Source organism: Burkholderia pyrrocinia (assembly GCF_003330765.1).
In the GTDB taxonomy this organism is placed as follows: Bacteria; Pseudomonadota; Gammaproteobacteria; order Burkholderiales; family Burkholderiaceae; genus Burkholderia; species Burkholderia pyrrocinia_B.
This window is the reverse complement of the sequence record NZ_CP024902.1, coordinates 3,582,713-3,609,141: the sequence shown is the minus strand read 5'-3', so window position 1 is coordinate 3,609,141 and position 26,429 is coordinate 3,582,713. Positions and strand designations below refer to the sequence as shown.

The 26,429-nt window shown below is 67.2% G+C and carries 23 protein-coding genes and 1 pseudogene; 12 read left to right on the top strand and 12 right to left on the bottom strand.

Annotated features, from left to right (window positions below; translation table 11 throughout):
- Nucleotides 1-72 precede the first annotated feature (72 nt).
- The 3 genes from CUJ89_RS17515 to CUJ89_RS38285 all read right to left on the bottom strand — a co-directional run bounded on the left by CUJ89_RS17515 (nucleotide 73) and on the right by CUJ89_RS38285 (nucleotide 2,084).
- Nucleotides 73-1,431 (bottom strand): sensor domain-containing diguanylate cyclase, encoded by a 1,359-nt coding sequence (locus tag CUJ89_RS17515; protein WP_114178418.1) that lies wholly within the window; start codon nucleotides 1,429-1,431, stop codon nucleotides 73-75.
- Between the two features lie 109 nt (nucleotides 1,432-1,540).
- The gene (locus CUJ89_RS17510) at nucleotides 1,541-1,789 is read right to left on the bottom strand and encodes a DUF2795 domain-containing protein (RefSeq protein WP_114178417.1); all 249 of its coding nucleotides are present in this window, start codon (nucleotides 1,787-1,789) and stop codon (nucleotides 1,541-1,543) included.
- A gap of 127 nt (nucleotides 1,790-1,916) precedes the next feature.
- On the bottom strand, nucleotides 1,917-2,084 hold the full coding sequence (locus tag CUJ89_RS38285) for a hypothetical protein (RefSeq protein ID WP_201752320.1): 168 nt from the start codon (nucleotides 2,082-2,084) through the stop codon (nucleotides 1,917-1,919).
- Nucleotides 2,085-2,226: 142 nt separating this feature from the next.
- On the opposite strand from CUJ89_RS38285, the gene speG reads away from it, so the two are divergent.
- The 3 genes from speG (at nucleotide 2,227) to CUJ89_RS17495 (ending at nucleotide 4,352) form a co-directional block, all read left to right on the top strand.
- Nucleotides 2,227-2,769 (top strand): spermidine N1-acetyltransferase, encoded by a 543-nt coding sequence (gene speG, locus CUJ89_RS17505; RefSeq protein ID WP_114178670.1) that lies wholly within the window; start codon nucleotides 2,227-2,229, stop codon nucleotides 2,767-2,769.
- Between the two features lie 501 nt (nucleotides 2,770-3,270).
- Nucleotides 3,271-3,618 carry a surface attachment protein Sap1 gene (sap1, locus tag CUJ89_RS17500; RefSeq protein WP_201752254.1) on the top strand — a complete coding sequence of 116 codons (348 nt, stop codon included), beginning with the start codon at nucleotides 3,271-3,273 and terminating at the stop codon, nucleotides 3,616-3,618.
- 179 nt (nucleotides 3,619-3,797) lie between these two features.
- Nucleotides 3,798-4,352, top strand: coding sequence for a YaeQ family protein (locus CUJ89_RS17495; RefSeq protein ID WP_114178416.1), 555 nt, complete (start codon nucleotides 3,798-3,800; stop codon nucleotides 4,350-4,352).
- A gap of 21 nt (nucleotides 4,353-4,373) precedes the next feature.
- On the opposite strand, the gene CUJ89_RS17490 is transcribed toward CUJ89_RS17495, so the two are convergent.
- The gene (locus CUJ89_RS17490) at nucleotides 4,374-4,787 is read right to left on the bottom strand and encodes a VOC family protein (protein WP_114178415.1); all 414 of its coding nucleotides are present in this window, start codon (nucleotides 4,785-4,787) and stop codon (nucleotides 4,374-4,376) included.
- A 430-nt stretch (nucleotides 4,788-5,217) separates the two neighbouring features.
- On the opposite strand from CUJ89_RS17490, the gene ada reads away from it, so the two are divergent.
- From ada to gshA, 3 genes are all read left to right on the top strand, one after another.
- Nucleotides 5,218-6,309 carry a bifunctional DNA-binding transcriptional regulator/O6-methylguanine-DNA methyltransferase Ada gene (gene ada, locus CUJ89_RS17480; protein WP_114178414.1) on the top strand — a complete coding sequence of 364 codons (1,092 nt, stop codon included), beginning with the start codon at nucleotides 5,218-5,220 and terminating at the stop codon, nucleotides 6,307-6,309.
- Nucleotides 6,306-7,262: a DNA-3-methyladenine glycosylase family protein gene (locus tag CUJ89_RS17475; RefSeq protein WP_201752253.1), complete on the top strand. Its 957-nt coding sequence runs from the start codon at nucleotides 6,306-6,308 to the stop codon at nucleotides 7,260-7,262. The genes ada and CUJ89_RS17475 overlap by 4 nt, the downstream gene beginning before the upstream one ends.
- A 305-nt stretch (nucleotides 7,263-7,567) precedes the next feature.
- A complete protein-coding gene (gene gshA, locus CUJ89_RS17465; protein WP_201752252.1) occupies nucleotides 7,568-9,181 on the top strand; it encodes a glutamate--cysteine ligase in 1,614 nt (537 codons plus the stop codon).
- 103 nt (nucleotides 9,182-9,284) lie between these two features.
- Here the strand turns inward: gshA and CUJ89_RS17460 are convergent, their stop codons facing one another.
- Nucleotides 9,285-9,596 (bottom strand): DUF4148 domain-containing protein, encoded by a 312-nt coding sequence (locus tag CUJ89_RS17460; protein ID WP_114178412.1) that lies wholly within the window; start codon nucleotides 9,594-9,596, stop codon nucleotides 9,285-9,287.
- Nucleotides 9,597-10,135: 539 nt separating this feature from the next.
- On the opposite strand from CUJ89_RS17460, the gene CUJ89_RS17450 reads away from it, so the two are divergent.
- Nucleotides 10,136-11,776 carry an L-lactate permease gene (locus CUJ89_RS17450; RefSeq protein ID WP_114178410.1) on the top strand — a complete coding sequence of 547 codons (1,641 nt, stop codon included), beginning with the start codon at nucleotides 10,136-10,138 and terminating at the stop codon, nucleotides 11,774-11,776.
- A gap of 111 nt (nucleotides 11,777-11,887) precedes the next feature.
- Here the strand turns inward: CUJ89_RS17450 and CUJ89_RS17445 are convergent, their stop codons facing one another.
- Entirely contained in the window at nucleotides 11,888-12,796 is a 909-nt protein-coding gene (locus CUJ89_RS17445; RefSeq protein ID WP_114178409.1) for a LysR family transcriptional regulator, read from the bottom strand.
- Nucleotides 12,797-13,026: 230 nt separating this feature from the next.
- Between CUJ89_RS17445 and CUJ89_RS17440 the strand changes: the two genes are divergently transcribed.
- Complete coding sequence (locus tag CUJ89_RS17440) at nucleotides 13,027-15,198, top strand: phosphocholine-specific phospholipase C (protein ID WP_114178408.1); 2,172 nt, start codon at nucleotides 13,027-13,029, stop codon at nucleotides 15,196-15,198.
- 195 nt (nucleotides 15,199-15,393) lie between these two features.
- A complete protein-coding gene (locus tag CUJ89_RS17435; protein ID WP_114178407.1) occupies nucleotides 15,394-16,122 on the top strand; it encodes a phosphonate utilization associated transcriptional regulator in 729 nt (242 codons plus the stop codon).
- Nucleotides 16,123-16,213: 91 nt separating this feature from the next.
- On the opposite strand, the gene CUJ89_RS17430 is transcribed toward CUJ89_RS17435, so the two are convergent.
- The 5 genes from CUJ89_RS17430 to CUJ89_RS17410 all read right to left on the bottom strand — a co-directional run bounded on the left by CUJ89_RS17430 (nucleotide 16,214) and on the right by CUJ89_RS17410 (nucleotide 22,854).
- A complete protein-coding gene (locus CUJ89_RS17430; protein WP_114178406.1) occupies nucleotides 16,214-17,602 on the bottom strand; it encodes an FAD-dependent oxidoreductase in 1,389 nt (462 codons plus the stop codon).
- 104 nt (nucleotides 17,603-17,706) lie between these two features.
- A complete protein-coding gene (locus tag CUJ89_RS17425) occupies nucleotides 17,707-18,837 on the bottom strand; it encodes a 2-aminoethylphosphonate--pyruvate transaminase (protein ID WP_114178405.1) in 1,131 nt (376 codons plus the stop codon).
- Between the two features lie 48 nt (nucleotides 18,838-18,885).
- Complete coding sequence (locus tag CUJ89_RS17420) at nucleotides 18,886-20,613, bottom strand: putative 2-aminoethylphosphonate ABC transporter permease subunit (protein ID WP_114178404.1); 1,728 nt, start codon at nucleotides 20,611-20,613, stop codon at nucleotides 18,886-18,888.
- Nucleotides 20,610-21,701, bottom strand: coding sequence for a putative 2-aminoethylphosphonate ABC transporter ATP-binding protein (locus CUJ89_RS17415; protein WP_114178666.1), 1,092 nt, complete (start codon nucleotides 21,699-21,701; stop codon nucleotides 20,610-20,612). Before CUJ89_RS17415 ends, CUJ89_RS17420 begins: the two co-directional genes overlap by 4 nt.
- A gap of 97 nt (nucleotides 21,702-21,798) precedes the next feature.
- Complete coding sequence (locus CUJ89_RS17410) at nucleotides 21,799-22,854, bottom strand: putative 2-aminoethylphosphonate ABC transporter substrate-binding protein (RefSeq protein WP_114178403.1); 1,056 nt, start codon at nucleotides 22,852-22,854, stop codon at nucleotides 21,799-21,801.
- 209 nt (nucleotides 22,855-23,063) lie between these two features.
- Between CUJ89_RS17410 and phnA the strand changes: the two genes are divergently transcribed.
- Entirely contained in the window at nucleotides 23,064-24,302 is a 1,239-nt protein-coding gene (gene phnA / locus CUJ89_RS17405) for a phosphonoacetate hydrolase (RefSeq protein ID WP_114178665.1), read from the top strand.
- Between the two features lie 29 nt (nucleotides 24,303-24,331).
- The gene (gene phnY / locus CUJ89_RS17400; RefSeq protein WP_114178664.1) at nucleotides 24,332-25,786 is read left to right on the top strand and encodes a phosphonoacetaldehyde dehydrogenase; all 1,455 of its coding nucleotides are present in this window, start codon (nucleotides 24,332-24,334) and stop codon (nucleotides 25,784-25,786) included.
- Nucleotides 25,787-25,875: 89 nt separating this feature from the next.
- On the opposite strand, the gene CUJ89_RS17395 is transcribed toward phnY, so the two are convergent.
- Nucleotides 25,876-26,145: a hypothetical protein gene (locus tag CUJ89_RS17395; RefSeq protein ID WP_114178402.1), complete on the bottom strand. Its 270-nt coding sequence runs from the start codon at nucleotides 26,143-26,145 to the stop codon at nucleotides 25,876-25,878.
- Nucleotides 26,146-26,297: 152 nt separating this feature from the next.
- On the opposite strand from CUJ89_RS17395, the pseudogene CUJ89_RS17390 reads away from it, so the two are divergent.
- A pseudogene (locus tag CUJ89_RS17390) lies at nucleotides 26,298-26,420 on the top strand (CGNR zinc finger domain-containing protein); the annotation flags it as partial.
- Between the last annotated feature and the right edge of the window lie 9 nt (nucleotides 26,421-26,429).

Here is a 26,429-nt window from a genome sequence, read left to right as displayed (position 1 = left end):
GTTGCGCAATCCGTAACGGCAGATTATTCCGGTCAAAATGACCGGAACAAATGCCCGAAACAGCAGACGTATTCAGGCGACGACGACCCTGTTTCGCCCCGTATCCTTCGCACGATACAGCGCGGCATCGGCGGCTTCGATCAATGCATCGGGCGTCGACAGATCGTCGGCCGACACGGTCGCACAGCCGACGCTCACGCTGACGCGCCCGGCCGGCGAAGCAGGCATCGCGAGATCGAGCCGCAGCACCGCTTCGCGCGACTCGTCGGCGACCACCCGCGCGCCGCGCGCACCCGTGTTCGGCAGCACGATCGCGAACTCCTCGCCGCCGTAACGCGCGACGATATCCGCGGGCCGCCTCACGGCGCCGGCCAGCGCATTCGCGACCGCGATCAGGCACGCATCGCCCTTCACGTGACCGAACGCGTCGTTGTACGCCTTGAAGTGATCGACATCGACCATCAGCAGCGACAGCGGTTCGCCTTGCCTTCTGGCCTGCAGGAACAGCGTGTGGAAATGATCGTTGAAGTGGCTGCGGTTGAACGCGCCCGTCAGCCCGTCGCGCGCGGAAGAACGAATCAGCGTCGCGTGCGCCTCGAACAACTGCTGGTACAGCGTCGTCACTTCCCAGGCGAGCACACACACGAGCACGCCGGGCGTGAACATGCTGAACACGCGTGCGACATACCAGCCGACCGTGAAGCGGTTTGCGGTCAACAGGTTCAGCGTCGTGTCGGTGAGGCACGCGAGCACGGCGATCGCGAGCCACAGGTCGAGCGTCGTGCGCAGCCGGCCCGTGACCAGCACGGCAACGAGCGCGAGCGCATTGAGTATCCACACGGCGAGCGCGACGCCGCTGACGGGCAGCACGGCCGTGTCGCCGGGCGAATGGAACGCGGGCGGCAGCGACACGTTCAGCGCGAGCGCGCACAGCAGCGCGGCCGCGGCGGCAGGCCCGCCGACGAGCGCGACCGTCCACCGGCGTGTCTGCTGCGTGCCGACCGGTGTGCGCGTCAGTCGTTCGCGCGCGAGCAGCGCGGCCATCACGAAACACGGAAAGCCCGCGTGCCAGAAGATCCACATCCACGCGGCGCTTTGCGGGCGCGCACCGAGCAGGCCATGCGGCGCGAACACGCCGGGAAAGGTGAGCAGCTGCAGCGCGACGGCGAGTGCGGTGAACGCATAGGCGCCGCCGAGCGCGCCGAGCACGGGCTGGCGCGTCACGGTGAACTGCGCGCCGAGAAAGAACGCCGCGATGCTCGCGGTCGTGAACACGGTGAGTGCGCACATCGGCATGAACGGCTCGACGGCCGGCAGTGCGACGTTTGCGTGCGGCGCGGCGATCCCGAGCACGAGCACGATGACGAGCGTCGTCAGCGCGCCGAACCAGAGCTGACGTCGCGTCGTATGCTGGATCAGGATGCCTTCCATGGAGTCCCCCGGGCACGCGTGCTGAAACGCCCGGTCTTGCGCCGGGCGCCACGCATCCGGCCGCGGCGCGACCGGTGCGGTCCGATCCTATCGCGTTATTCGCTCGCGCTCAAATGCCGAGCCCCGGGCCGAAGTTGCCGGCGACCCAGTGCGTGACGGCGTTGACGTCCGCGTAGTCCTGTTCGGGCAGGCCGTCGAGCATCGACAGCACTTCGTTGCTGGCGCCGGCGTCGCGCGCGGCATCGACGATTGCATCCTTGTTCGCCGGGTAGCGGACGGCCGCCAGCACGTCGGCGATCTGCAGATCGATCGTTTCGTGAGGGATATCGTGCGGAGGGAGAGCGGGCTTGTTGTTCACGTCGGCGTCTCGCGGGTTGAGCGGGAATGGGATCGAAGCGGAATAGGGGTGCACCAAGGGGCACGCCACGCGTTGCACGACTCGGGGCGGCCCGACCTGGGCGCCCTGCGGATGGACGGCGATCGACTCAATGCCCGCGTCGCACGCGGCGCCACGGATGCTTCCAGTCGATGTGCGGTGCGTTTTCGTCGCGCGGATGCTGACGCCGATGCTCCTGCCAAAGTTCGTCGGAGAACAGCGCCGCCACGATGACGAGCGGCAGCACGAGGAAAATTCCGAGTATGACTTGCTCCATCACGATAGCCTCCTTGCGGTGGCAGGAACCCTTGCTCCCATTCTAGGCTCTGAACTTCGCCCGCGTTCAACTTCTTACAGTGCGGAACGGGCCCGAACACGGGCGTTCCGCACGTGCGCCGGCATCAAAAAAGGACATGAACATGCAACTCCAGAACGATACCAACACGCTCGCGCTGCGGCCGCTGGAGCGCCAGGACCTGCGCTTCGTCCACGAGATGAACAACGACGCGAAGATCATGCGCTACTGGTTCGAGGAGCCGTACGAAACCTTCTCGGAACTGTCACAACTGTACGATCGTCACGTGCACGACCAGCGCGAGCGCCGTTTCGTCGCGGTCGATGCGCAAGGCGAACTGGTCGGCCTCGTCGAGCTGATCGAGCTCGACTACATCCATCGCCGCGGCGAGTTCCAGATCATCATCGCGCCGCAATGCCAGGGGCGCGGCTATGCGGGCCAGGCGACACGCCTCGCGATCGAGTACGCATTCAAGGTGCTGAACATGCGCAAGCTGTACCTGATCGTCGATACGTCGAATGCAGCGGCGATTCACGTGTACGAGAAATGCGGATTCCAGCACGAGGCCGAATTGAAGGAAGAATTTTTCGGAAACGGCGCGTATCACAATGCTTATCGCATGTGCATCTTCCAGCGCGATTATTTCGAGCATCAGCAATCGGCCTGAATAAAGCCGGGTAAAACTCCGATGAAAGATGCGTGCGGCAGGACCGCCACGGGCGTCGGCCGTATGCGGGGAAATACGGATAAATACGGGTGCGCTTATACCTGGCATTTTTCTTGTATCAGGTAAGTGCGATTCCGCGCTGCGGTAAAGTCGGATCGTTTCGGATGACTTTATGTGCAACGCATCAAAATGGTCGGGATATCGAAATGGATTATCCAAACCGTTCAACCGGTGCGTTGTAATTCTGCTGAAAGCCTTGCCGGGCAACGTTTTCCGCCCGACGTCACGGGCCTGTCCACTGCGCGGCAGGCAGCGCACCCCGCGCGCATTGCGCGTAAAACGGGCTGCGTGCGGGGTGCGACAATCCGCCGCTATTGCGGTCGCACAACAAATGTGCTTGCTATCGCTTGCCGGTCTTCTAAAGTGAAAAACGCGGGTTCACGATCATCTTTAAACACATAGCTAACCCAAGCCTGGTGCCCGCAAGCCTGGAGACAGAACATGATGAAACGAACCGGTATCCTTTTTGCCCTCGTCGGCGCATTTGCCGTGGTGTCGATTGCCCAGGCAGGCGGCGATTCGGCCGTCAAGCCGAAGCAGGAAATCCAGCTGACGAAGAACGCATGGGGCTGCCTGTCGAAAGACAATCTGGACTCCGTACTGGGTCACGAGCGTGACGGCAAGTCGCAGGCGAAGCAGCAGTACTTCGACGACTACCGTTGCCTGTCGGTGCCGGAAGGCCAGCGCTTCCGCGTGGTGTCGGTCGACCAGGGCGACGTGCAGTTCGTCAGCGCCGACAACAGCGACCAGCAGGGTCTCTGGACCGATTCGCGCTTCGTCAAGCAATAACCCGCGCAGTCGCACGACGCGCGAGCGCGCCGGCCCGATGAGCCGGCGGCGCGAACCGAACACGGCCCGGCCGATGCCGGGCCGTTGTGCTGTGGGTCGCACATGACACGCGCCGGACGGCGCGCATTCGGTATCATCACGGCCCGACCGAACCGAATGCCCGCCCGGGCCGCATCCGCATGGCGCTGAAATCCACGATCTACAAAGCCGAACTGCAAATCGCCGATATGGATCGGCATTACTACGCCGATCACGCGCTGACGGTGGCGCGCCATCCATCGGAAACCGACGACCGGATGATGGTGCGCATCGTCGCGTTCGCGCTGTTCGCGCACGAGCGGCTCGAATTCTGCAAGGGGCTGTCGGACGTCGACGAGCCCGATCTGTGGCAGAAGGACCTGACGGGCGCGATCGACGTCTGGATCGAGGCCGGCCAGCCCGACGAACGGCGCATCTCGAAGGCGGCCGGCCGCGCGGGGCAGGTCACGGTGATCGCGTACGGCGGCAAGGCGTCGGATATCTGGTGGCAGGGTGTGCGCAGCAAGGTCGAGCGGCTGCGCAACGTGCAGGTGCTGTTGCTTGCCGACGGCGTCGCGACCGCGCTCGGGCAGCTCGCGGAGCGCACGATGCGCCTGCAGTGCACGGTGCAGGACGGCACGGCGTGGATCTCGAGCGCCGACCACGATCCGGTCGCGGTCGAATGGACGGTCCTGAAGGCGCGCGCGGGCGCGTGACGGCCCGCGCACCGGCCGCGTTCAGCCGATCGCGGCCGGCGGCCCCTTGAATTCCAGCATGTTGCCTTCCGGATCGAACAGGTAGATCGACGGCCCGTAGCCGCCGGCGCCATAGCGTTCCGCGGGAGCGCCCGGCTGCGCGCCATGCGCGGCGAAATGCGCGATCAGCGCGTCGGGATCGAACGGCTCGACGCGCAGGCACAGGTGATCGAGGTTGCGTCCCGTGCCGGGCGGGCCGCTGTCGGGACGGTCGATCGGGCCGCCGACCGACAGCAGGTCGATCAGCGCATCGCCGGCGCGCAACTGCACGAGGCCCAGATCGGGCTGTTCCTTCTCCACGTGGCAGCCGACGGCGTCGCAGTAAAAGCGCGTCATCGCCGCCATGTCGGTCACGCGCAGCACGATGTGATCGATCGCGCGGATGGTGGGTTTCATGGGCGGATACTCCTTCGCGGTCATCGAGCATCGAGTGTAGACGCATCGCGCCTGCGCCGCCCGCCGGAACGCGGCACAATCGACGGACGAAAAAAAGCCCGTTCACGCAGAGCGGAACGGGCTTAATCCATATCAGGAGGAGACATGGAGGAGACAGTTCCAACTATACACACGGCGATGGTGCGACGCAATATTTCGAGTGTAAAAAAACGTCAGGACGGCGATTTGTCGCATCCGCACTGCAGCAAAATGGTGACGGGTCGATGACGAAACCCGCGTCGGAGCGGCCGGCGCACGCGGTTTGTCCGATTGATTGTCGATTGATGTGACCCCGATTCGCCGGCACGAATCACAGAGCAAGATTCGGGGCGCGACGGCACGTGCCGATGTCTAGAGTAGGCACATCTACACTAGAGAGTGCGAGGTTCAGATGAAAACCGCCTATCCGACCGACGATGCCCGCTGGGGCGCCGTGACCGAGCGCGATCCGCATGCGGACGGCGCGTTCTTCTATGCCGTGCGCACGACCGGCGTGTTCTGCCGCCCGACCTGCGCGTCGCGGCTGCCGCGCCGCGAGCATGTGTCCTTCTTCGTCGATCCAGCCGCCGCGCGTGCGGCCGGCTTCCGGCCCTGCAAGCGTTGCCAGCCGGAAGGGCTGCCGCGCGAGCTCGAGATCGTCAACCGCGCGTGCGCGGTGCTCGACGCGCATGCCGAGCGGCTCACGCTCCAGCAACTGAGCGATGCCGTGCACGTCAGCCCGTTCCACCTTCAGCGGCTCTTCAAGCGCGTGGTCGGCGTGTCGCCGCGGCAGTACCAGGCCGCCCAGCGCGGCGCCGCGCTGCGGCAGGCGCTGCAAAGCGGGCAGCCGGTCACGCAGGCGGCCGTCGACGCGGGCTTCAACTCGCCGTCGCGGCTCTATGCGTCGGTGCCGCGCGAACTCGGGATGGCGCCGTCCGCGTTCCGCCGCCAGGGCGCTGGCCTGCGGATCGACTATGCGACCGCATCGACGTCGCTCGGCACGGTGCTCGTCGCCGCAACCGAACAGGGCATCTGCCGGATCGCGTTTGGAGACGAGCCGGCGTTGCTCGTCGGCGAATTGAAGGACGCGTTCGCGCGCGCCGAACTGGTTGAATCGTCGGCACGGCTCGCGCCGTTCGTCACGCAGATCCGCGCGTACCTGGGCGGCACGCGGCATGCGTTCGACCTGCCGCTCGACATCGCGCCGACCGCGTTCCAGCAGCGCGTGTGGGAGGCGCTGACGCATATTCCATACGGCGAAACGCGCAGCTACTCGGAGATTGCCGAGGCGCTCGGCTCGCCGCGCGCGGTGCGCGCTGTCGCGTCCGCGTGCGCGTCGAACCCGGTCGCGCTTGCGATCCCGTGTCACCGCGTCGTGCAAAAGGGCGGTGCGCTGTCCGGGTATCGCTGGGGCGTGCGCCGCAAGGCCACGCTGCTCGCGTCCGAGGCACGCCATGTCCACCACGATGAAAACGAAGCCGTGACGGAGGGCAGCGCAGTTTGAGCATCGACAAAATAACGATCACGTCAATCGTGAACGGCGGCCATGTGCCGCCGTCCGCGCAGATGGAGCTGCGCTTCAAGGCGCCCTACGACTGGGCACGCGTGCTGCGCTTTTTCAGCGGGCGCGCGATTCCGGGCGTCGAGCAGGTCGCGGACGGCGTGTATCGCCGCATCGTCGACCTGCATGGCGACTCGGGCCGGCTCACGGTCACGAAACATCCGCGCAAGCATTGCCTGATCGCGACGGTCGAAGGGGCGGTGGCCCGTCACGTCGACGATGCATTCGCCGCGCGCGTCGCGACGATGTTCGACCTCGGCGCCGATCCGGCCGCGATCGGCGGCGGGCTCGCGCGCGATCCATGGTTCGCGCCGCTCGTCGAGGCCGCGCCGGGGCTGCGCGTGCCGGGCGCATGGTCGGGCTTCGAACTGGCCGTGCGTGCGATCGTCGGCCAGCAGGTGAGCGTGAAGGCCGCGACGACGATCGTCGGCCGGCTCGTCGAACGGGCCGGCGAGCGTGTCGTGCCTGAAGACGGCATGCCTGCCTGGCGGTTCCCGACGCCCGACGCGCTGGCCGCGTGCGATCTCGAGAAGATCGGGATGCCCGGCAAGCGGGTGGCGGCATTGACGGGCGTGGCGCGCGCGGTGGCGGCCGGCGACGTACCGGTCGACCGCGCACATGCCGATCTCGCGACGCTGCGCGGCGCGTGGCTCGATCTGCCTGGTATCGGCCCGTGGACCGTCGAATACATCGCGATGCGCGCGTGGCGTGACCCCGATGCGTGGCCGGCATCCGATCTCGTGCTGATGCAGTCGATCGCCGCGCGCGATCCGGCGCTCGACCGGCTGGCGAGCCAGAAGCGCCGCACCGAAGGCTGGCGGCCGTGGCGCGCGTATGCGGCGCTGCATTTGTGGAACGAGGTGGCCGACCGGGCGGGCGGCGCGCGCGGCGGGTGATGGTGGGCGACGACGACGGCCCGCGGTCGGGTGCGACCGCGCGAGGTCTGCCAGCTCTTGAGGTTCCGTAGGACGAATGCGCGTGACCGACGCGCCCATCGGCGCCGCCTGGAACCGGTGACACAAGACACGACAGCCGCGATCGGCCCGTCCGGCGGCCCGCTCCGGCCCGCGCGCCATGCCCGGGGCCACCTCAAGCGCGTGTTCCGGCGAGATGTTAAAGTGCCCGCTACCAACGAAGCGACCAACAATCCAGCCGGCCGCGCGCGGCGTTCTGCGCGCGGCCGTCACGCACTTGCGTCTCCATGTCGAACACCATGACTCACCGCCAGTCCGAACTGCTGCTGAATCGCCTCGAAGCGCTGAGCTCGGGCCCGACGCGGCAGCATCTGCCCGACGGCCTGCGCGGCATCGAAAAGGAAAGCCTGCGCGTGACGCGCGACGGGATGATCGCGTTCACGCCGCATCCGCGCACGCTCGGTTCGGCGCTCACGCATCCGGCGCTGACGACCGACTACTCCGAAGCGCTGATCGAGTTGATCACGCCCGCGGAAAGCGACGCCGCGATCACGCTCGAACGCCTCGACGATCTGCATCGCTACGTGTATGCGTCGCTCGGCGACGAGATGCTGTGGAACGAATCGATGCCGGGCCTGCTGCCGGCCGACGACCAGATTCCGATCGCCGACTACGGCACGTCGAACATCGGCCGCCTGAAGACGGTGTACCGGCGCGGCCTCGCGTATCGCTACGGCCGCACGATGCAGTGCATCGCCGGCATTCACTACAACTACTCGCTGCACGAGGAAGTGTGGCGGCGCCTGCATGCGGAAGAAGGCTCGACGGCCACGCTCGTCGATTACCAGTCGGAGCGCTATCTCGCGCAGATCCGCAACTTCCGCCGCCGCAGCTGGCTGCTGATGTACCTGTTCGGCGCGTCGCCCGCGCTCGACACGAAGTTCCTGCGCGGCAAGCCGCACCGGCTCGATACGTTCGACGCCGATACGCTGTACCTGCCGTATGCGACGAGCCTGCGGATGAGCGATCTCGGCTACTCGAACACGACCGCCCAGGCCGCGCTGCAAGTCGACTACAACACGCTGCCCGGTTATCTCGACGCGCTGTCGACGGCCGTGAGCGAGCCGTATCCGGCGTACGAGGCGATCGGCACGCATCGCGACGGCGAGTGGATCCAGATCAACACGAACGTGCTGCAGATCGAGAACGAGTTCTACTCGACGATCCGGCCGAAGCGCGTCACGTATTCGGGCGAGCGCCCGCTGCATGCGCTTGCATCGCGCGGCGTGCAGTACATCGAGGTGCGCTGCCTCGACATCGATCCGTTCGAGCCGACCGGCATCGCGCTGGAGACCGCGCGCTTCATCGACGCATTCCTGCTCGCGTGCGCGCTCGACGAGAGCCCGGCGCTCGACTGCCCCGCGTACAAGGAAGCGAACGCGAACTTCGGCAGCGTGACGATGGAAGGCCGCAAGCCGGGGCTCATGCTGTCGCGCGACGGTGAGTCGATCACGCTGCAGGCGTGGGCGGACCAGCTGATGGCCGATATCGAAACCGTCGGCCGCCGTCTCGACGAGATCCGCGGCGGTGACGAGCATGCGCGTGCCATCGCCGCGCAACGCGAGAAGCTCGCCGATCCGGAGCGCACGTCGTCCGCGCGCGTGCTGCGCACGATGCGCGAGAACGGGCAGTCGTTCCTCGGGTTCGCGCTGGCGCAGAGCGAAGTGCATGCCGAGTATTTCCGCGCGCATCCGCCGTCGGCGGAGACGCTGCGCACCGAGCAGGCGCTCGCCGCGAAATCGCTGGCCGAGCAGGCCGAGATCGAAGCGAAAGAGGCCGGATCGTTCGACGCGTTCGTCGCGGCCTATCGCGCGTACACGCTGAACCGCTTCAGCGTCTGACGATCGCGCACGGGCACCGCGTCGGTCGGCGCGGTGCGCGGTGCGCATCTGCGTCGCCGGTTGCACCCGCGCCGTGACGCGTTCAATCCGGTTCAGTCAGCCATCAGTGATGGGCGTATGTGCCGCGACCGGTCGCGGGCGGCAGCGCCGGCTTGCCCGATTCCACGTTCGCCCGGCCGTTGCTCCCGTAACCGGCATCCTCGCCGCGCGCCTGCGCGGCACGCTGCATGATCGCCTGCATGTTCTCCGGAAAGTCGGGACTGCTCGCGAGGCTCGTCCGGTAGCCGGCGGCCTGCAGCTCCACGAGTTCCTGGCGGACCTGCGCGCGCGTCAGCGTCGATGCGGCCTGCGCGTGGGCGGCGAAGGCCGCGCCGATCAGCAGGCACGCGCCTGCCGCGTGTTTCATCGTCTTCATCGTGTTTGCTCCGTGAGGGTCCGGTGCCGCGCCGTTGTCGGCGCGGGCGGAATCGATGCGGCCAGTCTAGGCTTCGGACGCCAAACGAAACACCCCGCCCGCCGGCAGGCACCTTGGTCGCACGTGCAACATTGCGCGGGTGATGGCGTCGTGCACTCCGGCGAACCGTTCGCGACGGGGTTCCTGTCGAGCGCGACAGTTGCCCGCCATCTGCCGGCCACCTTGCGGCGGAGGGGGGCTGTGTCGGGGCGCCGCGTATCGGGCTTGTCCCCCTTGTACAAGCGCCGCGCGCCTCCTAACCTCTTTTAAGCGACTGATCGGTTGGCCGTGCAACGTAGTTGCGTGCGCAAGCGACCGATCGTTGTCGCGACTGCTGAACGCCGCTTTGCACCGAATCCGGGGGGCTGAAGCGCTAACCCGGGCCGACCGCGCAACGCATGGGGATCGGTGCAAAGCATGGGGTCCGAGTAAGTGCTGAAGCACTCACTCGGTCCGACATAAGCGCTAAAGCGCCAACCCGGGCCCACATTGGAGACACGATGAATCCCACCGACGCCCTACCGCCCGGCATCGTCTTCGCGCAGCCGTTGACGTCGGTCGCCAACTCGCTGCTCCTGTCCTTCCTCGTCGCCGCGATCCCGATCGCGGTCGCGCTGATCGCGCTCGGCGTGCTGCGCCGCCCCGCGTGGCAGGCGTCGCTCGCCGGGCTCGTCGCCGGCCTGGCGGTCGCGATCGGCGCATGGGGCATGCCGGCCGCGCTCGCGTTCAACGCGGTCGGCGCGGGCATGGCGCTCGCGGTCGTGCCGGTGATGTGGATCGTCTTCAACGCGCTGCTGCTGTACAACATCGCGGTGAAGTCGGGCCGCTTCGACCAGTTCCGGCAGTGGATGCTCGACAACCTGCCCGACGACCGCCGCCTCGTGCTGCTCGTCGTCGCGTTCTCGTTCGGCTGCCTGCTCGAAGGGATCGCGGGATTCGGTACGCCGGTCGCGATCACGAGCGCGCTGCTGATCGCGCTCGGCTTCCCCGCGCTCGAAGCGCTCACCTATACGCTGCTGTTCAACACCGCACCGGTCGCGTTCGGCGCGCTCGGCGTGCCGATCACCGTGCTCGGCGCGGTCACGTCGCTGCCGCCCGCGACGCTCGCCCAGATGGTCGGCCGCCAGCTGCCGTTCTTCGCACTGCTGCTGCCGTTCTACGTGGTCGGCGCGTACGGCGGACTGCGTTCGATCAAGCAGCTGTGGCCGGCGCTGCTCGTGTCGGGCGGCAGCTTCGCGATCGCGCAGTTCGTCACGTCGAACTTCCTCGGCTACCAGCTCACCGACGTGCTGTCGTCGCTCACGTCGCTGATCGTCACGATCGGCTTCCTGCAGCTGTGGAAGCCGCAGCCCGATCCGCAATTCGCGCTTGCGCGCAGCGTGCCCGCGGCCGCCGGCGCCGCGCGCGCGGGCTTTGGCGGCTGGTTGCCGTGGCTGGTCGTGTCGGTGGTCGTGATCGTGTGGGTGCACGCGAACATCGCGATGATCGGCGACGTGAAGATCAAGTGGCCGGGCCTGCACAACGCGGTGTTCGTGTCGCTGTACCACAAGCCGTATGCGGCGATCTGGGACTTCCAGCCGCTCGGCACGGGCACCGCGATCCTCCTGTCGGCGATCATCACGGCCGCGCTGACGCGCACCGGCCCCGGCGCGTTCCTCGAATGCGTGGTCAAGACGTGGCGGCAGACCTGGATCGCGATCGTCACGGTGATGATGATCGTCGGGCTCGGGTACCTGCTGAACTACTCGGGGATCAGCTACACGCTCGGCACGGGCGTCGCGTCGACGGGCGCGCTGTTCCCGCTGGTATCCGCGTCGCTCGGCTGGATCGCCGTGTTCCTGTCCGGCAGCGACACGTCGGGCAACGCGCTGTTCGGCAACCTGCAGGTTGTCGCCGCCAGGCAGCTCGGCCTCGATCCCGTGCTGATGGCCGCGACCAACTCGTCCGGCGGCGTGATGGGCAAGATGATCTCGCCGCAGAACATCGCGACGGGCGTGTCGACGACGGACCTGAAGGGGCAGGAAGGCGTCGTGTTCGCGCGCACCTTCTGGCACAGCGTGATTCTCACGCTGCTGCTCGGCGTGCTCGTGTTCCTGCAGCAGCACGTGCTGACGTGGATGATTCCGGCGCTGCCGAAGTGACGCGTGGCCGGACGCGAGAAGGAAGGCACGAGGAAAAGACGAGGGAAGGCGCGAGGACAAGCGCCAAAAAATGCACGAAAAAAAGCGCGCAACCGGTGAACGCGTGGCGGCTCAGCGCGCGTTCACCCGCCGCGTTGCACGCTTTGCATCGATCGTTGCGTGCTCCGCCGGCAGGATGCACGCGAGGAACGCATCGATCGCCGGGCTCTGGCGGCGCGCCTTCAGGTAGTACACATATTCGTCGATCGTCGTGTCGACGCCGCGCAGCGCGACGACGCGCAGGTCCGGATGGCGTTCGGCCTCGCCGAGCGGAAACAGGCTGCCGCCCACACCATGCAGGATCGCCTCGCGGATCGCTTCGCGGCTGCCGATCTCGGCGACCGACGCGGCCGCGATGCCGGCCGCCGCGAGGATCGTCTCCGTGCAGCGGCGCGTAACCGAACCTTCTTCCCGAATCAGCAGCCGCACGTCGGCGAGCTGCACTGGATCGATCGCGTCGAAACGCGCGAGCGGATGGGTGCGATGCACGACGAGCACCAGCGGATCGGTCGAGATCACCTTGCGTTCGAGGCCTTCGGCGTCGTTGCGCTGCGACGAGACGGCGAGATCGATGCGGAATTCCTGCAGCGCCTGCAGGATCTCCTCGGAGTTGCCGATCCGGCACGTGAGCGCGATCGACGGATGCGCGTTCGAGAAGCGGCCGACCGCGTCCATGATGTAGTACGGCCCCGTCGCGCCGATCCGCAAGTGGCCTTCGAACAGGCCGCCGACGTTGCGCAGCATGATGTCGGCCTGCGCCTCGAGCGCGATCATCTTCTCGACGAGCGGCAGCAGCTCGATGCCCGTCTCGGTGACTTCGAGCTTGCGGCCGCTGCGGTAGAACAGCTCGACGCCGTACAACTGCTCGACCTGCCGGATCTGCGCGGCAATCGTCGGCTGGCTCACGCCCAGGTGGCGCGCGGCGCGCGTGATGCTGCCCTGCCGGACGGTCGCGTGGAACGCCTTCAGCTGATCGAACACGACTCGACTTCTCCCCCCTCTTCATCGCGCGTCAGCGTAGCGCAGGCATGTGTCGGCCGCATGAAAGACGCGTCGTGCGCCACTTCGAAAAAAAGCTGGGGGTGACCGCAAGAAACCTGTTGGAACCGGTCACGGCCGGGACATGCCGGTGCGGGGTAATAGCGGCAACGCACCGACCGCCGGCCCCGCTCGACCGGCGCCCCACTCCTACCGACCACAGGGTCCTCTCCATGTCCTCGAACAATCGACGCGATTTCCTGCGCCTCGCTGCCCAGTCGGCCGGCGCGATGGCCGCCTACGCGGGCTTCCCGCCCGCGATCCGCAACGCGCTGGCGATGCCGGCCGCCTATCGCACCGGCACGATCCGCGACGTGGAACACGTCGTGATCTTCATGCAGGAAAACCGTTCGTTCGACCATTACTTCGGCGGGCTGCGCGGCGTGCGGGGCTTCAACGACCCGCGCCCGCATCTGCTGCCGAGCGGCGCACCGGTGTGGCAGCAGCCGCCGGCGTCGGCGTTCACGAAGAACTACCATTCGCGCGGCCTCGATCCGTCTGCGCCGTACGTACTGCCGTTCTACCTCGATCCGAAGCAGACGACCGAATTCCAGCCGGGCACGAACCACGGCTGGAGCAGCGGCCACCTGTCCTGGAACAACGGCCAGTGGGACCAGTGGGTGAACCAGAAGCAGGACGTGCTGACGATGGGCTACCTGAAGCGCCAGGATCTCACGTACCACTACGCATTGGCCGACGCGTTCACGATCTGCGATTCGTACTTCTGCTCTGCGCACGCCGACACGGCGCCGAACCGCATCTACCTGTGGACCGGCACGGTCGACCCGCGCAACATCTACGGCAATCCGCCGAACGGCCCGGGCATCGGCGAGCGCGACGACGTGAACGGCTACACGTGGACGACCTACGCCGAACGCCTCGAGAACGCGAAGGTCAGCTGGAAGGTGTACCAGGGCGGCACGGGCATCCCGGGCGACCCGACCGACAACTACACCGACAACTCGCTGATGTTCTTCAAGCGCTTCCAGGTGAAGGAAGGCGCGAGCGGCCCGCTGGTCGACAAGGGCGCGTCGGACCATACGCTCGCGGAGCTGAAGGCCGACGTGCAGGCCAACCGGCTGCCGCAGGTGTCGTGGATCGTCGCGCCGTACAAATACAGCGAGCACCCGCAGGCGTCGCCGACCGACGGCGCGTTCTACATCAACACGGTGCTCGAGGCGCTGACGTCGAACCCCGAGGTGTGGGCGAAGACGGTGTTCATCCTCAACTACGACGAGAACGACGGGCTGTTCGACCACGTCGTGCCGCCGGTGCCGCCGGTGACGAGCGGCGTCAACGGCCAGGGGATCGTGTCGTCGAACCTGCTGTCGAACCTCGGCGACGAGCTGCTCGACCTGAACAAGTACCCGGGCGAGATGAGCCCGCTCGTGCCGGGCGCGGACCCGGGCGGCATCCAGCCGATCGGCCTCGGGCCGCGCGTGCCGCTGATCATCATCTCGCCGTGGACGAAGGGCGGCTGGGTCTGCTCGGAGACGTTCGACCATACGTCGGTGTTGCGTTTCCTCGAAGCGCGCTTCGGCGTGCAGGAGCCGAACATCAGCGCATGGCGCCGGTCGATCTGCGGCGACCTCACGTCGGCGTTCGACTTCTCCGCGCGCCCCGACACGCGCACGGTGAGCTTCACGGTGCCGCAGCACATCGCGACGGCCGGCCAGGCGTACCAGGTGCCCGCGCAGCAGTCGATGCCGGCGCAGGAGCCCGGCACGCGGCCCGCGCGCGCGCTGCCGTACGAGTTGTTCGTGCACAGCCGCGTGAGCGGACACGACGACACCGTATCGCTCGACTTCGCCAACTCCGGCGATGCGGGCGCGGCGTTCTACGTGTACGACCGCCGCAACCCGGCGACGCCGCCGCGCCGCTACGCGGTGTCCGCGCACGACCGCTTCGTCGACACGTGGAGCACGTCGGCCGCGCGCGGCGATTACCATCTCGCGGCGTATGGCCCGAACGGTTATCTGTGCGAGTTCCAGGGCAACACGCGGCTCGCGGCGGACGGCCGCCACGCGAACCCCGAAGCGAAGATCGGCTACGACGTGAGCAACCGCCACGTGTACCTGCAGCTGCGCAACAGCGGGCGCGCGACGTGCCGCGTGACGGTCGACAACGCGTACAGCCATGCGCACGCGAAGACCTACACGCTGGAGCCGGGCGAGCGCGTCGAGGATCACTTCGAGCTGTCGTCGAGCCACGGCTGGTACGATCTGACGATCACCGCGACGACGCTGCGCGGCGGCGACGACAAGGTCGTGCGCCGCTTCGCGGGCCACGTCGAGACGGGCCGGCCGAGCCACAGCGATCCGGGGCCGGTGAAGCACCCGGCCTGACGGCCGGCACACGTCGCGCGGTTCGGGCGAGGTCGGCCTGACGCGCGACAGCCGCCTGCCGGTTGCATGCCGGCAGGCGGAATTGGTTTTTGGAAACTGAAAACTGTTGACAATGTGTCGGGCCGAGGGTATATAACGATCATTCGCCGATATGGCGCCCTCGTTTTCACCCGCAGCCCCGCTGCCTGCCCGACCATGACTGCCTCGAACGCGCTCAGCGCCATCGAACTCCTGCAAAGCCAGTCGCTCGCGATGATTGTCCAGGACATGCTCGAGCGCGCGATCGTCTCCGGCGAATACGCACCCGGCGAGAAGCTCAACGAAGTCGAGATCGCGACGAAGCTGAACGTGTCGCGCGGCCCCGTGCGCGAAGCGTTCCGCGCGCTCGAACAGGCCGGCTTGCTGCGCAACGAGAAGAATCGCGGCGTGACCGTGCGCGTCGTGCCGCTGCGCGAGGCCGAGGAGATTTACGAAGTGCGCGCGATGCTCGACGAATCGGTCGCGCGCGCGCTCGCGAAGCGCATTTCTCCCGACACGCTGAAGGTGCTGAAGGGCATCATCCAGTCGATGAAGGACGCCGCGAAGACGCACGACGTCACGCGCTATACCGAGCTGAACGTGCAGTTCCACGACGCGATGGTCGTCGGCGTCGGCAATACGCACCTCACCGACACCTACCGCCGGCTCGTGCGCCAGCTCGGCCTGCTGCGCCAGGCCGCGATCGAGGCCGAGGAGGATGCGATCGCCGTGTCTGCGGCCGAGCACGACAAGATCGTGCAGGCGCTCGCGGGCGGCGACCAGGAGAAGGCCGTCGCGCTCGTGCGCGAGCACGTTGCGCACGGCCTCGCGCGGATGCGTCGCATGCACGAGCAGGGGCTGCCCGCGACGGGCAAGGCGGCGCGGGAGAAAACCGCGCGCGCGTAAGGCCGGCAAGGCCCGCGCGGGCTGCCGCCCAAGAGCAAAGGGACGTTTCGCAGCGTCCCTTTTTCATTGCTTCGTTACGTCAAACGCATCGTCACGCCTTGTCGGCCTTCCCGGCCGCGCTCGCGAATTTCGCGAGCCACGTATCGACGGCCGACGGCTGCCGGCTCTCGTCCTCCGCGCGCTCCTTGCGGCGGATCGCATTGCGCACGACGTGCGCGCCGACATAACGGATCGGCTCCGGCGGGAAATGGCCGAGCGGGCCGCGCACGATCGGGCTGCGCGTCCACGCGTTGTCGAGGCCGAGCACCAGCGACGACAGGATCTGCCCGCCCATGTAGGTCGGCCCGACGCCGTTGCCCGAATAGCCGAAACCGTAGAACACGTTCGGCGCGTCGTCGAGGCGGCCGAAGAACGGGAAGCCCGTGACCGAGCGATCCGACGGGCCGTTCCAGCTCGCGGTGACCGGCACGCCCGCGAGCGACGGAAAGAATTCGCGCAGGCTTTGCGTGAGCTGCGCTTCGTACGGCGAACGCCGGTCGAACACGGGCGCGATGCGGCTGCGCCACGAGAACGTGTTGCCGCCCTTGCCGAGCATCAACCGGCCGTCGGCGGTGGTGCGGTAGTAGTAGACGAAGATCCGCGAATCGAGCACCGACACGCCGTCCACGAGTCCGGTTTGCTCGAGCAGCGCCGGGCATTTCTCGGTGATGACCATGTCGCTCGACACGACCGCGATGGTGCGCTCGAACTGCGGGAAGCGGCTCGCCATCCACGCGTTGATCGCGAACACGAGTTTGCCGGCCGTCACGCTGCCGGACGGCGTGCGCACGACGGCCGGCTGCCCGGGCGTGAAGTCGAGCATCGGCGTGCGCTCGTAGATCCGGATGCCCATCGCGAGCGCGGCGCGGCGCAGCCCGCGCACGAGCTTGCCGGGATGCACGGTCGCGGCGATCGGCGAGTAGACGCCGTCGAGATTGCGCGCGGAACCCGAGCGGCGCGCGACTTCGGCGGGCGGCAGCGGCTCGTAGCTGTGGATGCCGCACGCGGCGAGCGCGTCGAGCACCGGCGCGAGCGTGCCGACCTGCGCGCGCGACGTCGCGGTGTACAGCGTGCCGTCGAGCCGCAGCTCGGCGTCGATGTCGTGCGCGCGGCAGAAATCGGCGATGTGCTGGACGGCCGCTTCCGACGCCTTCACGAGCCGGATCGCCTCGGTTTCGCCGAACAGGCGCCGCAGCGTCAGGAATTTCGCGGACCACGTGAGCAGACAGCCGCCGTTGCGGCCGCTCGCACCGGCGCCGCACAGGTCGGCCTCGACGATCGCGATGTCGAGCGCGGGGTTCTGCTGCTTCGCCTGGATCGCGGTCCAGAGCCCGGTGAAGCCGCCGCCGACGATGCAGACGTCGGCTTGCGTCGCGCCTTGCAGCGCGGGGGCGAGATCGCCGTCGTTGAACAGCGCTTGTTCGATCCAGAAGGGTCGCATCGAATGTTTCGTCAATATGGTTCGGGGCCATGCCGTGCACGGCCGGATCACTTGGCCGCCGTGTGCGCACGCGCACGCGGCCGGGTGCATCACGTCAGGTCACGTCAGGCGGCCGCTTCGGCCGACACGCGGCGCACGCCCATCGCCCGCAGCGTGTCGGCGATCGCGGCGACGGCGCCCGGAATGCCGGCTTCGCCGAAGTGGCCGATGCAGCCGATACGGAACGTCTCGACTTCGGTCAGCTTGCCCGGATACAGAATGTAGCCGCGCTTTTTGACCTCCTGATAAAAGGTCCTGAAATCGTAGTTCGGATCGTCCGGCGCATGGAACGTGACGATGATCGGCGCCTGGATCACCGGATCGAGGAACGGCCGGAAGCCGAGCGCGAGCATCCCGTCGATCAGCGCGCGATAGTTGCGCTGGTAGCGGCCGCCGCGCGCGGCGAGCCCACCTTCGTCGACGTATTGCGCGACGGCCGCGTCGAGCGCCGCGACCACATGCGTCGGCGGCGTGAAGCGCCACTGCGTCGTGCGCTGCATGTAGGCCCACTGGTCGTACAGGTCCATCGCGAGCGAGTGGCTGTTGCCTTCGCAGCGTTCGAGCGTGCTGCGCTTCGCGATCACGAAGCCGAGCCCCGGCACGCCTTCGAGGCATTTGCCGGACGCCGCGATCACCGCGTCGAACGGCGTCGTGCGCGCGTCGATGTCGATTGCGCCGAACGAGCTCATCGCGTCGACGATCAGCCCGCGCCCGTGCTTCGCCGTGATTTGCGCGATCTCATGCAGCGGATTCAGCACGCCGGTGCCCGTCTCGCAGTGCACGAGCGCGACATGCGTGATGGTCGGATCGGCGGCAAGCGCCCGTTCGACGTCGGCCGGATCGACGCGCTGTTCCTCGGTGTAGTCGATCGTCGTCAGCGTGCGGCCGAGCACGCGACAGATCTTCGCGATGCGCTGGCAGTACGCGCCGTTGTTCGGCACGAGCACGTGGCCGTCGCGCGGCACGAGCGTGCCGAGCGCCGCTTCGACCGAGAACGTGCCGCTGCCCTGCAACGGTATGCATTCGTGCGTGCCTTCGCCGTGCACGATCTGCAGCAGGCGTTCGCGCAGCCGCGCGGTGATCGCGTTGAAGTCGCTGTCCCACGACCCCCAGTCGCGCAGCATCGCGTCGCGCGTGCGGGCGGCGGTCGTCAGGGGGCCGGGGGTGAGCAGGATGGGCTGGGCGGCGAGCGTCATGGTGTCTCCTCGATGAAGTCGGGACGTCACGTGAATGCGGCGAAAGGATCAGCGGCGATGCGGGTTGCGCCAGGCCTGCGTACGGCGCAACAGGCGGTGCGAGATGCACGCGAACAGCAGGCACGCGCACGACGACGTCGCGAGCACGAGCGTCGCCATCGCGGCGGCCGGGCCCATCTGGCCCGCGTCGTCGAGGTTCAGGATCGCGACCGAGGCGGGCTGCGTGTCCGGCGAGTAGAGGAACGCGACGGCCGACACGGTCGTCATCCCGTTGACGAACAGGTAGCGCGCGATCAGCAGGATCGCGGGCAGGCACACGGGCACCGTCACGCGCAGGAAGGTCTTGTAGAACGGCACCTTCAGCGAGGCGGACACGGCCTCGAACTCGCTGTCGATCTGCCTGAGCGCGGTGACGGCGGTCAGGTGGCTCGACGCGTAGTAGTGGACCACCGTGACGATCGCGAGCAGCCACATCGAACCGTACAGCCCGTTCAGCGGATTGCCGGGCGCGTTGAACAGGAAGATGTAGCTGATGCCGAGCACGAGGCCCGGCACACCCATCGGCAGGATCGCGCAGAGGCTGATGAAGCCGCGCAGCCAGCGCGCGCCACGCGTCTTCTCGATCAGGTACGCGCTGCCGAACACGACGATCGTGCCGCCGACCGCGACGGTCGCGGCCATCCGCAGGCTGTTCTTGTACGCGTCGAAGATGCCGGCCGCGATCAGCCCCATCCGGTAGTGCTGCAGGCCAAGGCTCATCTGGTACGGCCAGAACTTCACGAACGACGCGAACACCGAGATGCCGACGACCGCGACGAAGAACGCGCACACGAGCGCGCAGTACGCGAGCATCGCAGCGTCGAAGCCGCGCGACGGCTTCGGCTGGTACGGCGTCGAGCGCGCGCCGAGCTGCGACTGCTGGCGGCGGCGGATGAAGAAGTCGACGCCGAACGCGACCAGCGCCGGGCACAGCAGCATCAGGCTCACGACCGCGCTGCGGTTGAAGTCCTGCAGGCCGATGATCAGCTTGTAGATGTCGGTCGACAGCACGTTGTACGAGCCGCCGATCACCACTGGCACGCCGAAGTCGTTGATGCACATCGTGAATGCGACCATCGTCGCGCTGATCAGCCCGTACTTCGCGCCGGGCAGCGTGATCGTGAAGAACTTGCGCGTGCGGCGCGTGCCCATCGCGTCGGCGGCCTCGTAGAGCCGGCCGTCCGCGAGCGACAACGCGGTGACGAGGATCATCAGCACGTGCGGGAACGACGCGTACACCATGCTCGCGACGATCCCCGGCAGCCCGTAGATCGAATGGCCGTGCAGCAGCGGCTTCAGCAGCCCCGCATTGCCGAACCAGTAGATGAACGACACGGCGGACAACAGCGTCGGTGCGAGCAGCGGCAGCAGCGCGATCGTGCGCGCGGCGTTCTTCAGCGGCATGCACGAGCGCGTCAGCGCATACGCGAACGTGAACGCCATCGGCACGACGATCGCCGTGACGAGCGCGCCCACCGTCAGCGAATGCAGCATCGAGCGCAGCACGCCGCTGTCCTCGAGATACTCGACGAAATTGTGCGCGCCGACGAAATGCCCGTCCGCGTCGACGAAGCACTTCTGCACGACGAGCGCGAGCGGCAGCAGCAGGAACAGCGACATCAGCGCGGCCATCGCGACGAGCGCGAGCTGCGCGAGGCGGTCGTGCCAGTGCGTGATCTGCCGCACGTCGGCGGGGGCGGAGGCGCCGCGGCGGCGCTCGGTCAGCACGGTGCTCATTGCAGTCGCTCCTTCGCGCTCGGGAACACGCGGACATGCTCGCGATCGAGCGCGAGATCGATGCGCGCGCCGGCCTGCACGCCGGTGCGGTCGACGTCGTGATACGACAGGTCGGCGACGATTTCCTGGCCGTCGAGCCCGTCGATCCGGAAGCTCACGCGGCAGAACGCGCCGAGGAATTCGAGCTTCTCGACGCGGCCGGCCAGCACGTTGTCGGCCGTTTCGCCCGGCACGCGGATGCGCAGGTCCTCGGGCCGCACGTAGACCGACACCGCCGCGCCCTGCACGGGCCGTGCGGCGCCGTGCCGGCAGTCGAGGCCGACGGCGCCCGCGCGCAGCGTGCCGTCCTGCGCGACTTCCGCGGGAATCGTGTTGACGCGGCCGATGAAATCCGCGACGAACGGCGACGCGGGTTGCCGGTAGATTTCGAGCGGCGTGCCGATCTGTTCGATCACGCCCTGGTTCATCACGACGATGCGATCGGCCATCGACAGCGCTTCTTCCTGGTCGTGCGTGACCATGATCGTCGTCACGCCGAGCCGCTGCTGCAGCGCGCGGATCTCCTGGCGCAGCCGCACGCGCACGCGCGCATCGAGCGCGGATAGCGGCTCGTCGAGCAGCAGCAGGCCCGGCGACGTCGCGAGCGCGCGCGCCAGCGCGATGCGCTGCTGCTGGCCGCCCGACAACTGGCCCGGATGCTTGCGGTGGCTGTCGGGCAGGCCGACCAGCGCGAGCAGCGTGTGCACGCGCTCGTGGATCGCCTCGCGCTTCATCTTCCGGTTCACGAGCCCGTACGCGACGTTGTCGTACACGGTGAGGTTCGGGAACAGCGCGTACGACTGGAACACGATCCCGTAGTCGCGCAATTGCGGCGGCAGCCGCGAGATGTCGCGGCCGTCCTGCATGATCTGGCCGGCGTTTTGCGCCTCGAGCCCCGCGATGATCCGCAGCAGCGTGGTTTTCCCGCAGCCGGACGGCCCCAGGAAACAGATCATCTCGCCCTTCGTCACGCTCAGGTTGATGTCGGTCAGGACCTGCGTGTCGTTGTACCGCTTCTCGATGCGTTCTACGCTCAGATAAGGTGCCATGCGCGCCTCCATGCTGGGGCGGCCCGGAGGCCGGATTCGACGATGGAAAGGGTGGCGCGGGGCGGCGCGCGGCGCGGCCCCGCTGCCGGTCGCGGCGTTACTGCTGCGTTTTCGCCCCGTAGCGCTTCTGCCACGTGTCGAGGATCGACTGGCGGTTCCTGGCCGACCACACGAAGTCGTTCTTCACGAGCAGGTCCGAATAGTTGTCGGGGATGCCGGCCAGCTTCCGCGCGACGCCCGGATACGCGACGATTGCCCACCAGCGCGCGGTGATCTGGTTCGCGTCCTTGCTCGCCATGAAGTCGGCGAGCTTCTTCGCGGCATCGGGTTGCTTCGTCGTCTTCATGATCGCCGTGCCTTCCATGTCCCAGCCGAGCCCTTCCTTCGGGAACACGAGATCGATCGGCGCGCCCTGCGACTGCAGTTCGTGGCCGCGGAACTCGAACGAGATGCCGATCGGGAATTCACCGGTGCCGGCGAGCGTGCACGGCTTCGAGCCCGAGTGCACGTACTGCGCGACGTTCTTGTCGAGCGCGTCCATAAATTTCCAGCCGCGGTCGTCGCCGAAGGTCTGCAGCCACGCGGTCACGTCGAGGTAGCCGGTGCCCGACGACACGGGGCTCGGCATCACGATCGCGCCTTTGTAGACCGGCTTCGTCAGGTCTTCCCACGATGTCGGCTTCGGGATGTTCTTCGCCTGCGCGGCGATGCGGTTGTAGCAGATCGTCGCGCCCCATACGTCCATGCCGACCCAGCGCGGCGGATTGTTCGCGTCGCTGTATTTGCGTGTGAGCTGGTCGAAGCCCTTCGGCGCGTACGGCATCAGCATGCCCTGCAGGTCGAGCAGCGTGAGGCTCGACGCGGCGAGGCCGAGCACGACGTCCGCGCGCGGGTTGTTCTTTTCCGCGAGCAGCTTCGCGGTGACCGAGCCGGTCGAGTCGCGCACCCAGCGGATCTCGATATCGGGGTTCGATTTCTCGAACGCGTCCTTATAGGGCTTCATCGCCTCGTCTTCCAGCGCGGTATAGACGAGCAGCGACGTCCTTGCGTGCGCCGCCTGCGCGGCGCCGAGCGCGACCGCCGCGGCCAGCGCGAAGCGGGCCGCGCCCGCCGCCCATGCGTTCAAACGCTTGTTTACCGGCACTTCGTTCATCTTCAGACCCCTTGACTGTGGCGCCGCGGCACGCGGCGGATGAGTGGAGACCAGCCCTCTTGCTGCTACGTCGTTTTGCTTTCTGTTCTCTGCATGTTGTTGACAATCTACAAATCATCAATTTTAATGTCAAGCATGGAAAACACCTCCCTTCGGCGCGGCGCGGGCGCCGACGGCTCAACCCCTTCGATCTGAAAGGAATGAACGTCATGACTGAAACGCCTGTATCCGTGGAAGTGAACGGCCGCCGCTACAACTGGATGAGCCGGCCCGTGGTGGTCGTCTGCGTCGATGGCTGCGCGTACGAATATCTGGAAATGGCGGCCGAGGCCGGCGTCGCGCCGTTCCTGCGCACGCTGCTGAAGCCCGGCACGGCGCTCAAGGGCGAATGCGTGGTGCCGAGCTTCACGAACCCGAACAACCTGTCGATCGTGACCGGCGTGCCGCCGGCGATCCACGGGATCAGCGGCAACTACTTCTACGATCGCGACACCGGCGCCGAGGTGCTGATGAACGATCCGAAGTACCTCGTCGCGCCTACCGTGCTCGCGACCTTCGCCGAACAGGGCGCGCGCGTCGCGGTCGTCACCGCGAAGGACAAGCTGCGTCGCCTGCTCGGCAAGGGGCTGAAGGGCATCTGCTTCTCGTCGGAGAAGGCCGACGAGGCGAGCATCGACGAGAACGGCATCGACAACGTGCTCGAACTGGTCGGAAAGCCGGTGCCGAGCGTGTACAGCGCGGATCTGTCGGAATTCGTGTTCGCGGCCGGCGTGCGCCTGCTCGAGACGCGCCCGATCGACCTGATGTACCTGTCGACGACCGACTACGTGCAGCACAAGTGCGCGCCCGGCACGCCGGGCGCGAACGCGTTCTACGAAATGATGGACAAGTACCTGCAGCGGCTCGACGAACTCGGCGCGATCGTCGCGATCACGGCCGACCACGGAATGAACGCGAAGCACGACGACGAGACCGGCGAGCCGAACGTGATCTACCTGCAGGAGCTGTTCGACGAATGGCTCGGCCACGACGCGGCGCGCGTGATCCTGCCGATCACCGATCCGTACGTCGTGCACCACGGCGCGCTCGGCTCGTTCGCGACCGTCTACGTGCCGGCATCGGCCGATGCCGATGCGTTGCGTGCGCGGCTCGCCGCGGTGGACGGCATCGAGGTCGTGCTGACGGGCGCCGAGGGCTGCGCGCGCTTCGAGTTGCCGCCCGCGCGGATGGGCGACCTGATCGTGATCTCGAAGCAGGACGTCGTGCTCGGAACGCGCCGCATCAAGCACGACCTGTCGGGCCTCGACGTGCCGCTGCGCTCGCACGGCGGGATCTCCGAGCAGATCGTGCCGCTGATCTTCAGCAAGCCGGTCGCCACCGACGTCACGGGCCGCGCGCGGCTGCGCAACTTCGACATCATCGACATCGCGCTCAACCATCTGCAGTGATGCGCACGCATCCGCAAGGGGACACACTCATGAACGCCATTGCAGCATCGACGGCCGTCCGCGAGATTCGTCGCGAAGCACTGCGAATCGACGGCGAACGGATTCATCGGGACGCGGTGATCGACGTGCGCAACCCGTACGACGGCTCGCTGGTCGGCACCGTGCCGAAGGCGACGCTGGAAGACGTACGGCGCGCCTTCGCGGTCGCGCATGCATACCGGCCGACGCTCACGCGCCACGATCGCGCGGCGATCCTGCGCCGCGCGGCCGACATCGTGCGGTCGCGCACCGCCGAGATCGCGGCGCTGATCACGGCCGAAGCCGGGTTGTGCATCAAGGATTCGACGTACGAAGCGGGCCGCGTGGCCGACGTGCTCACGTTCGGCGCCGGTGAAGTGCTGAAGGACGACGGGCAGATCTTCTCGTGCGATCTGACGCCGCACGGCAAGAAGCGCCGCGTGTACACGCAGCGCGATCCGCTGCTTGGCGTGATCTCGGCGATCACGCCGTTCAACCATCCGATGAACCAGGTCGCGCACAAGATCGTGCCGTCGATCGCGACCAACAACCGGATCGTCGTGAAGCCGTCGGAGAAGGTGCCGCTGTCGTGCTACCTGTTCGCGGACATCCTGTACGAAGCCGGTTTGCCGCCGCAGATGCTGCAGGTGCTCACCGGCGATCCGAAGGAGATCGCCGACGAACTGATCACGAACCCGGCGATCGACCTCATCACGTTCACCGGTGGCGTGTCGATCGGCAAGTCGATCGCGTCGCGGATGGGCTACCGGCGCGCGGTGCTCGAACTCGGCGGCAACGATCCGATCATCGTGATGGAAGACGCCGATCTCGACGAGGCGAGCACGCTCGCGGTGTCGGGCTCGTACAAGAATTCGGGGCAGCGCTGCACCGCGATCAAGCGGATGCTCGTGCACGAAGCGGTGGCCGATCGCTTCACCGAACTGGTCGTCGAGAAAACCCGCGCATGGTCGTACGGCAATCCGGCCGATCCGTCGGTCGACATGGGCACCGTGATCGACGAAGCGGCCGCGAAGTTCTGCGAGCAGCAGGTGAACGACGCGATCGCGCGCGGTGCGCGGCTGCTGGTCGGCAACGTGCGCGACGGCGCGCTGTATTCGCCAACCGTTGTCGACTGCGTGACGCCCGACATGCCGCTGGTGAAGTACGAAACGTTCGGCCCTGTATCGCCGATCATGCGCTTCCGCGACATCGACGAAGCGATCCGGATGTCGAACAGCACCGACTATGCGCTGTCGTCGTCGGTCTGCACGAACCGCTTCGACAACATCACGCGTTTCATCACCGAGCTGGAAGTCGGCAGCGTGAACGTGCGCGAGGTGCCGGGCTACCGGCTCGAACTGACGCCGTTCGGCGGTGTGAAGGATTCGGGGCTCGGCTACAAGGAAGGCGTACAGGAGGCGATGAAGAGCTTCACGAATACGAAGACGTATTCGCTGCCATGGTAAGCGGTGGGTGATGCGGACGCGCCGGCTCGAAGGCCGGCGCGCGGAATGCCCCCCGGCGGGATGCGGCCGCGACGGCCGCCAGGCGACGGTCAATCGTCGTCGTGGTGATGTCGCCAGCCGCGATGCCAGCCGTTGTCGTGCCGGTAGCGGCGGTAGCGATATTCGCCGTAGTACGGGCCGTAATAGGCGGGCGCCGGCTCGTACACGACGGGCGGCGGCGAGTAGTAGACAGGCGGCGGCGCCTCGATCACCGGCCCCGGCACGCCGAGGTACACGCCGATGTCGGCGTGCGCGAACGCGCTTGCCGACAGGCAGGCGGCCGCGATGCCGAGGGCACCGGACAACAGGATGCGTTTCATTTGCCGTTCACTCCGTTCGTGGGCGGCAAGGCCCGCGAGCAATCGGTTCACGTGCCTTCATGGTACGTAGCGTGTGCCGAATGGGTGATACCGCGGTGTCGCTTCTGTAACCGACGGTAACGGATCGTCGGACGATTGCCGCGCTGATCAACGTGCGACAGTGCGGCCGTTGTACGTGGTTCTTCGTCGATCGCGGCCGCGGCGTCGGGCGCCGATGGTGCGACATGCGCACGTGCGGGAATCGCGCGAAGGTGGAGGCGTTCAGGGAACGGTGAAGCGCGCGC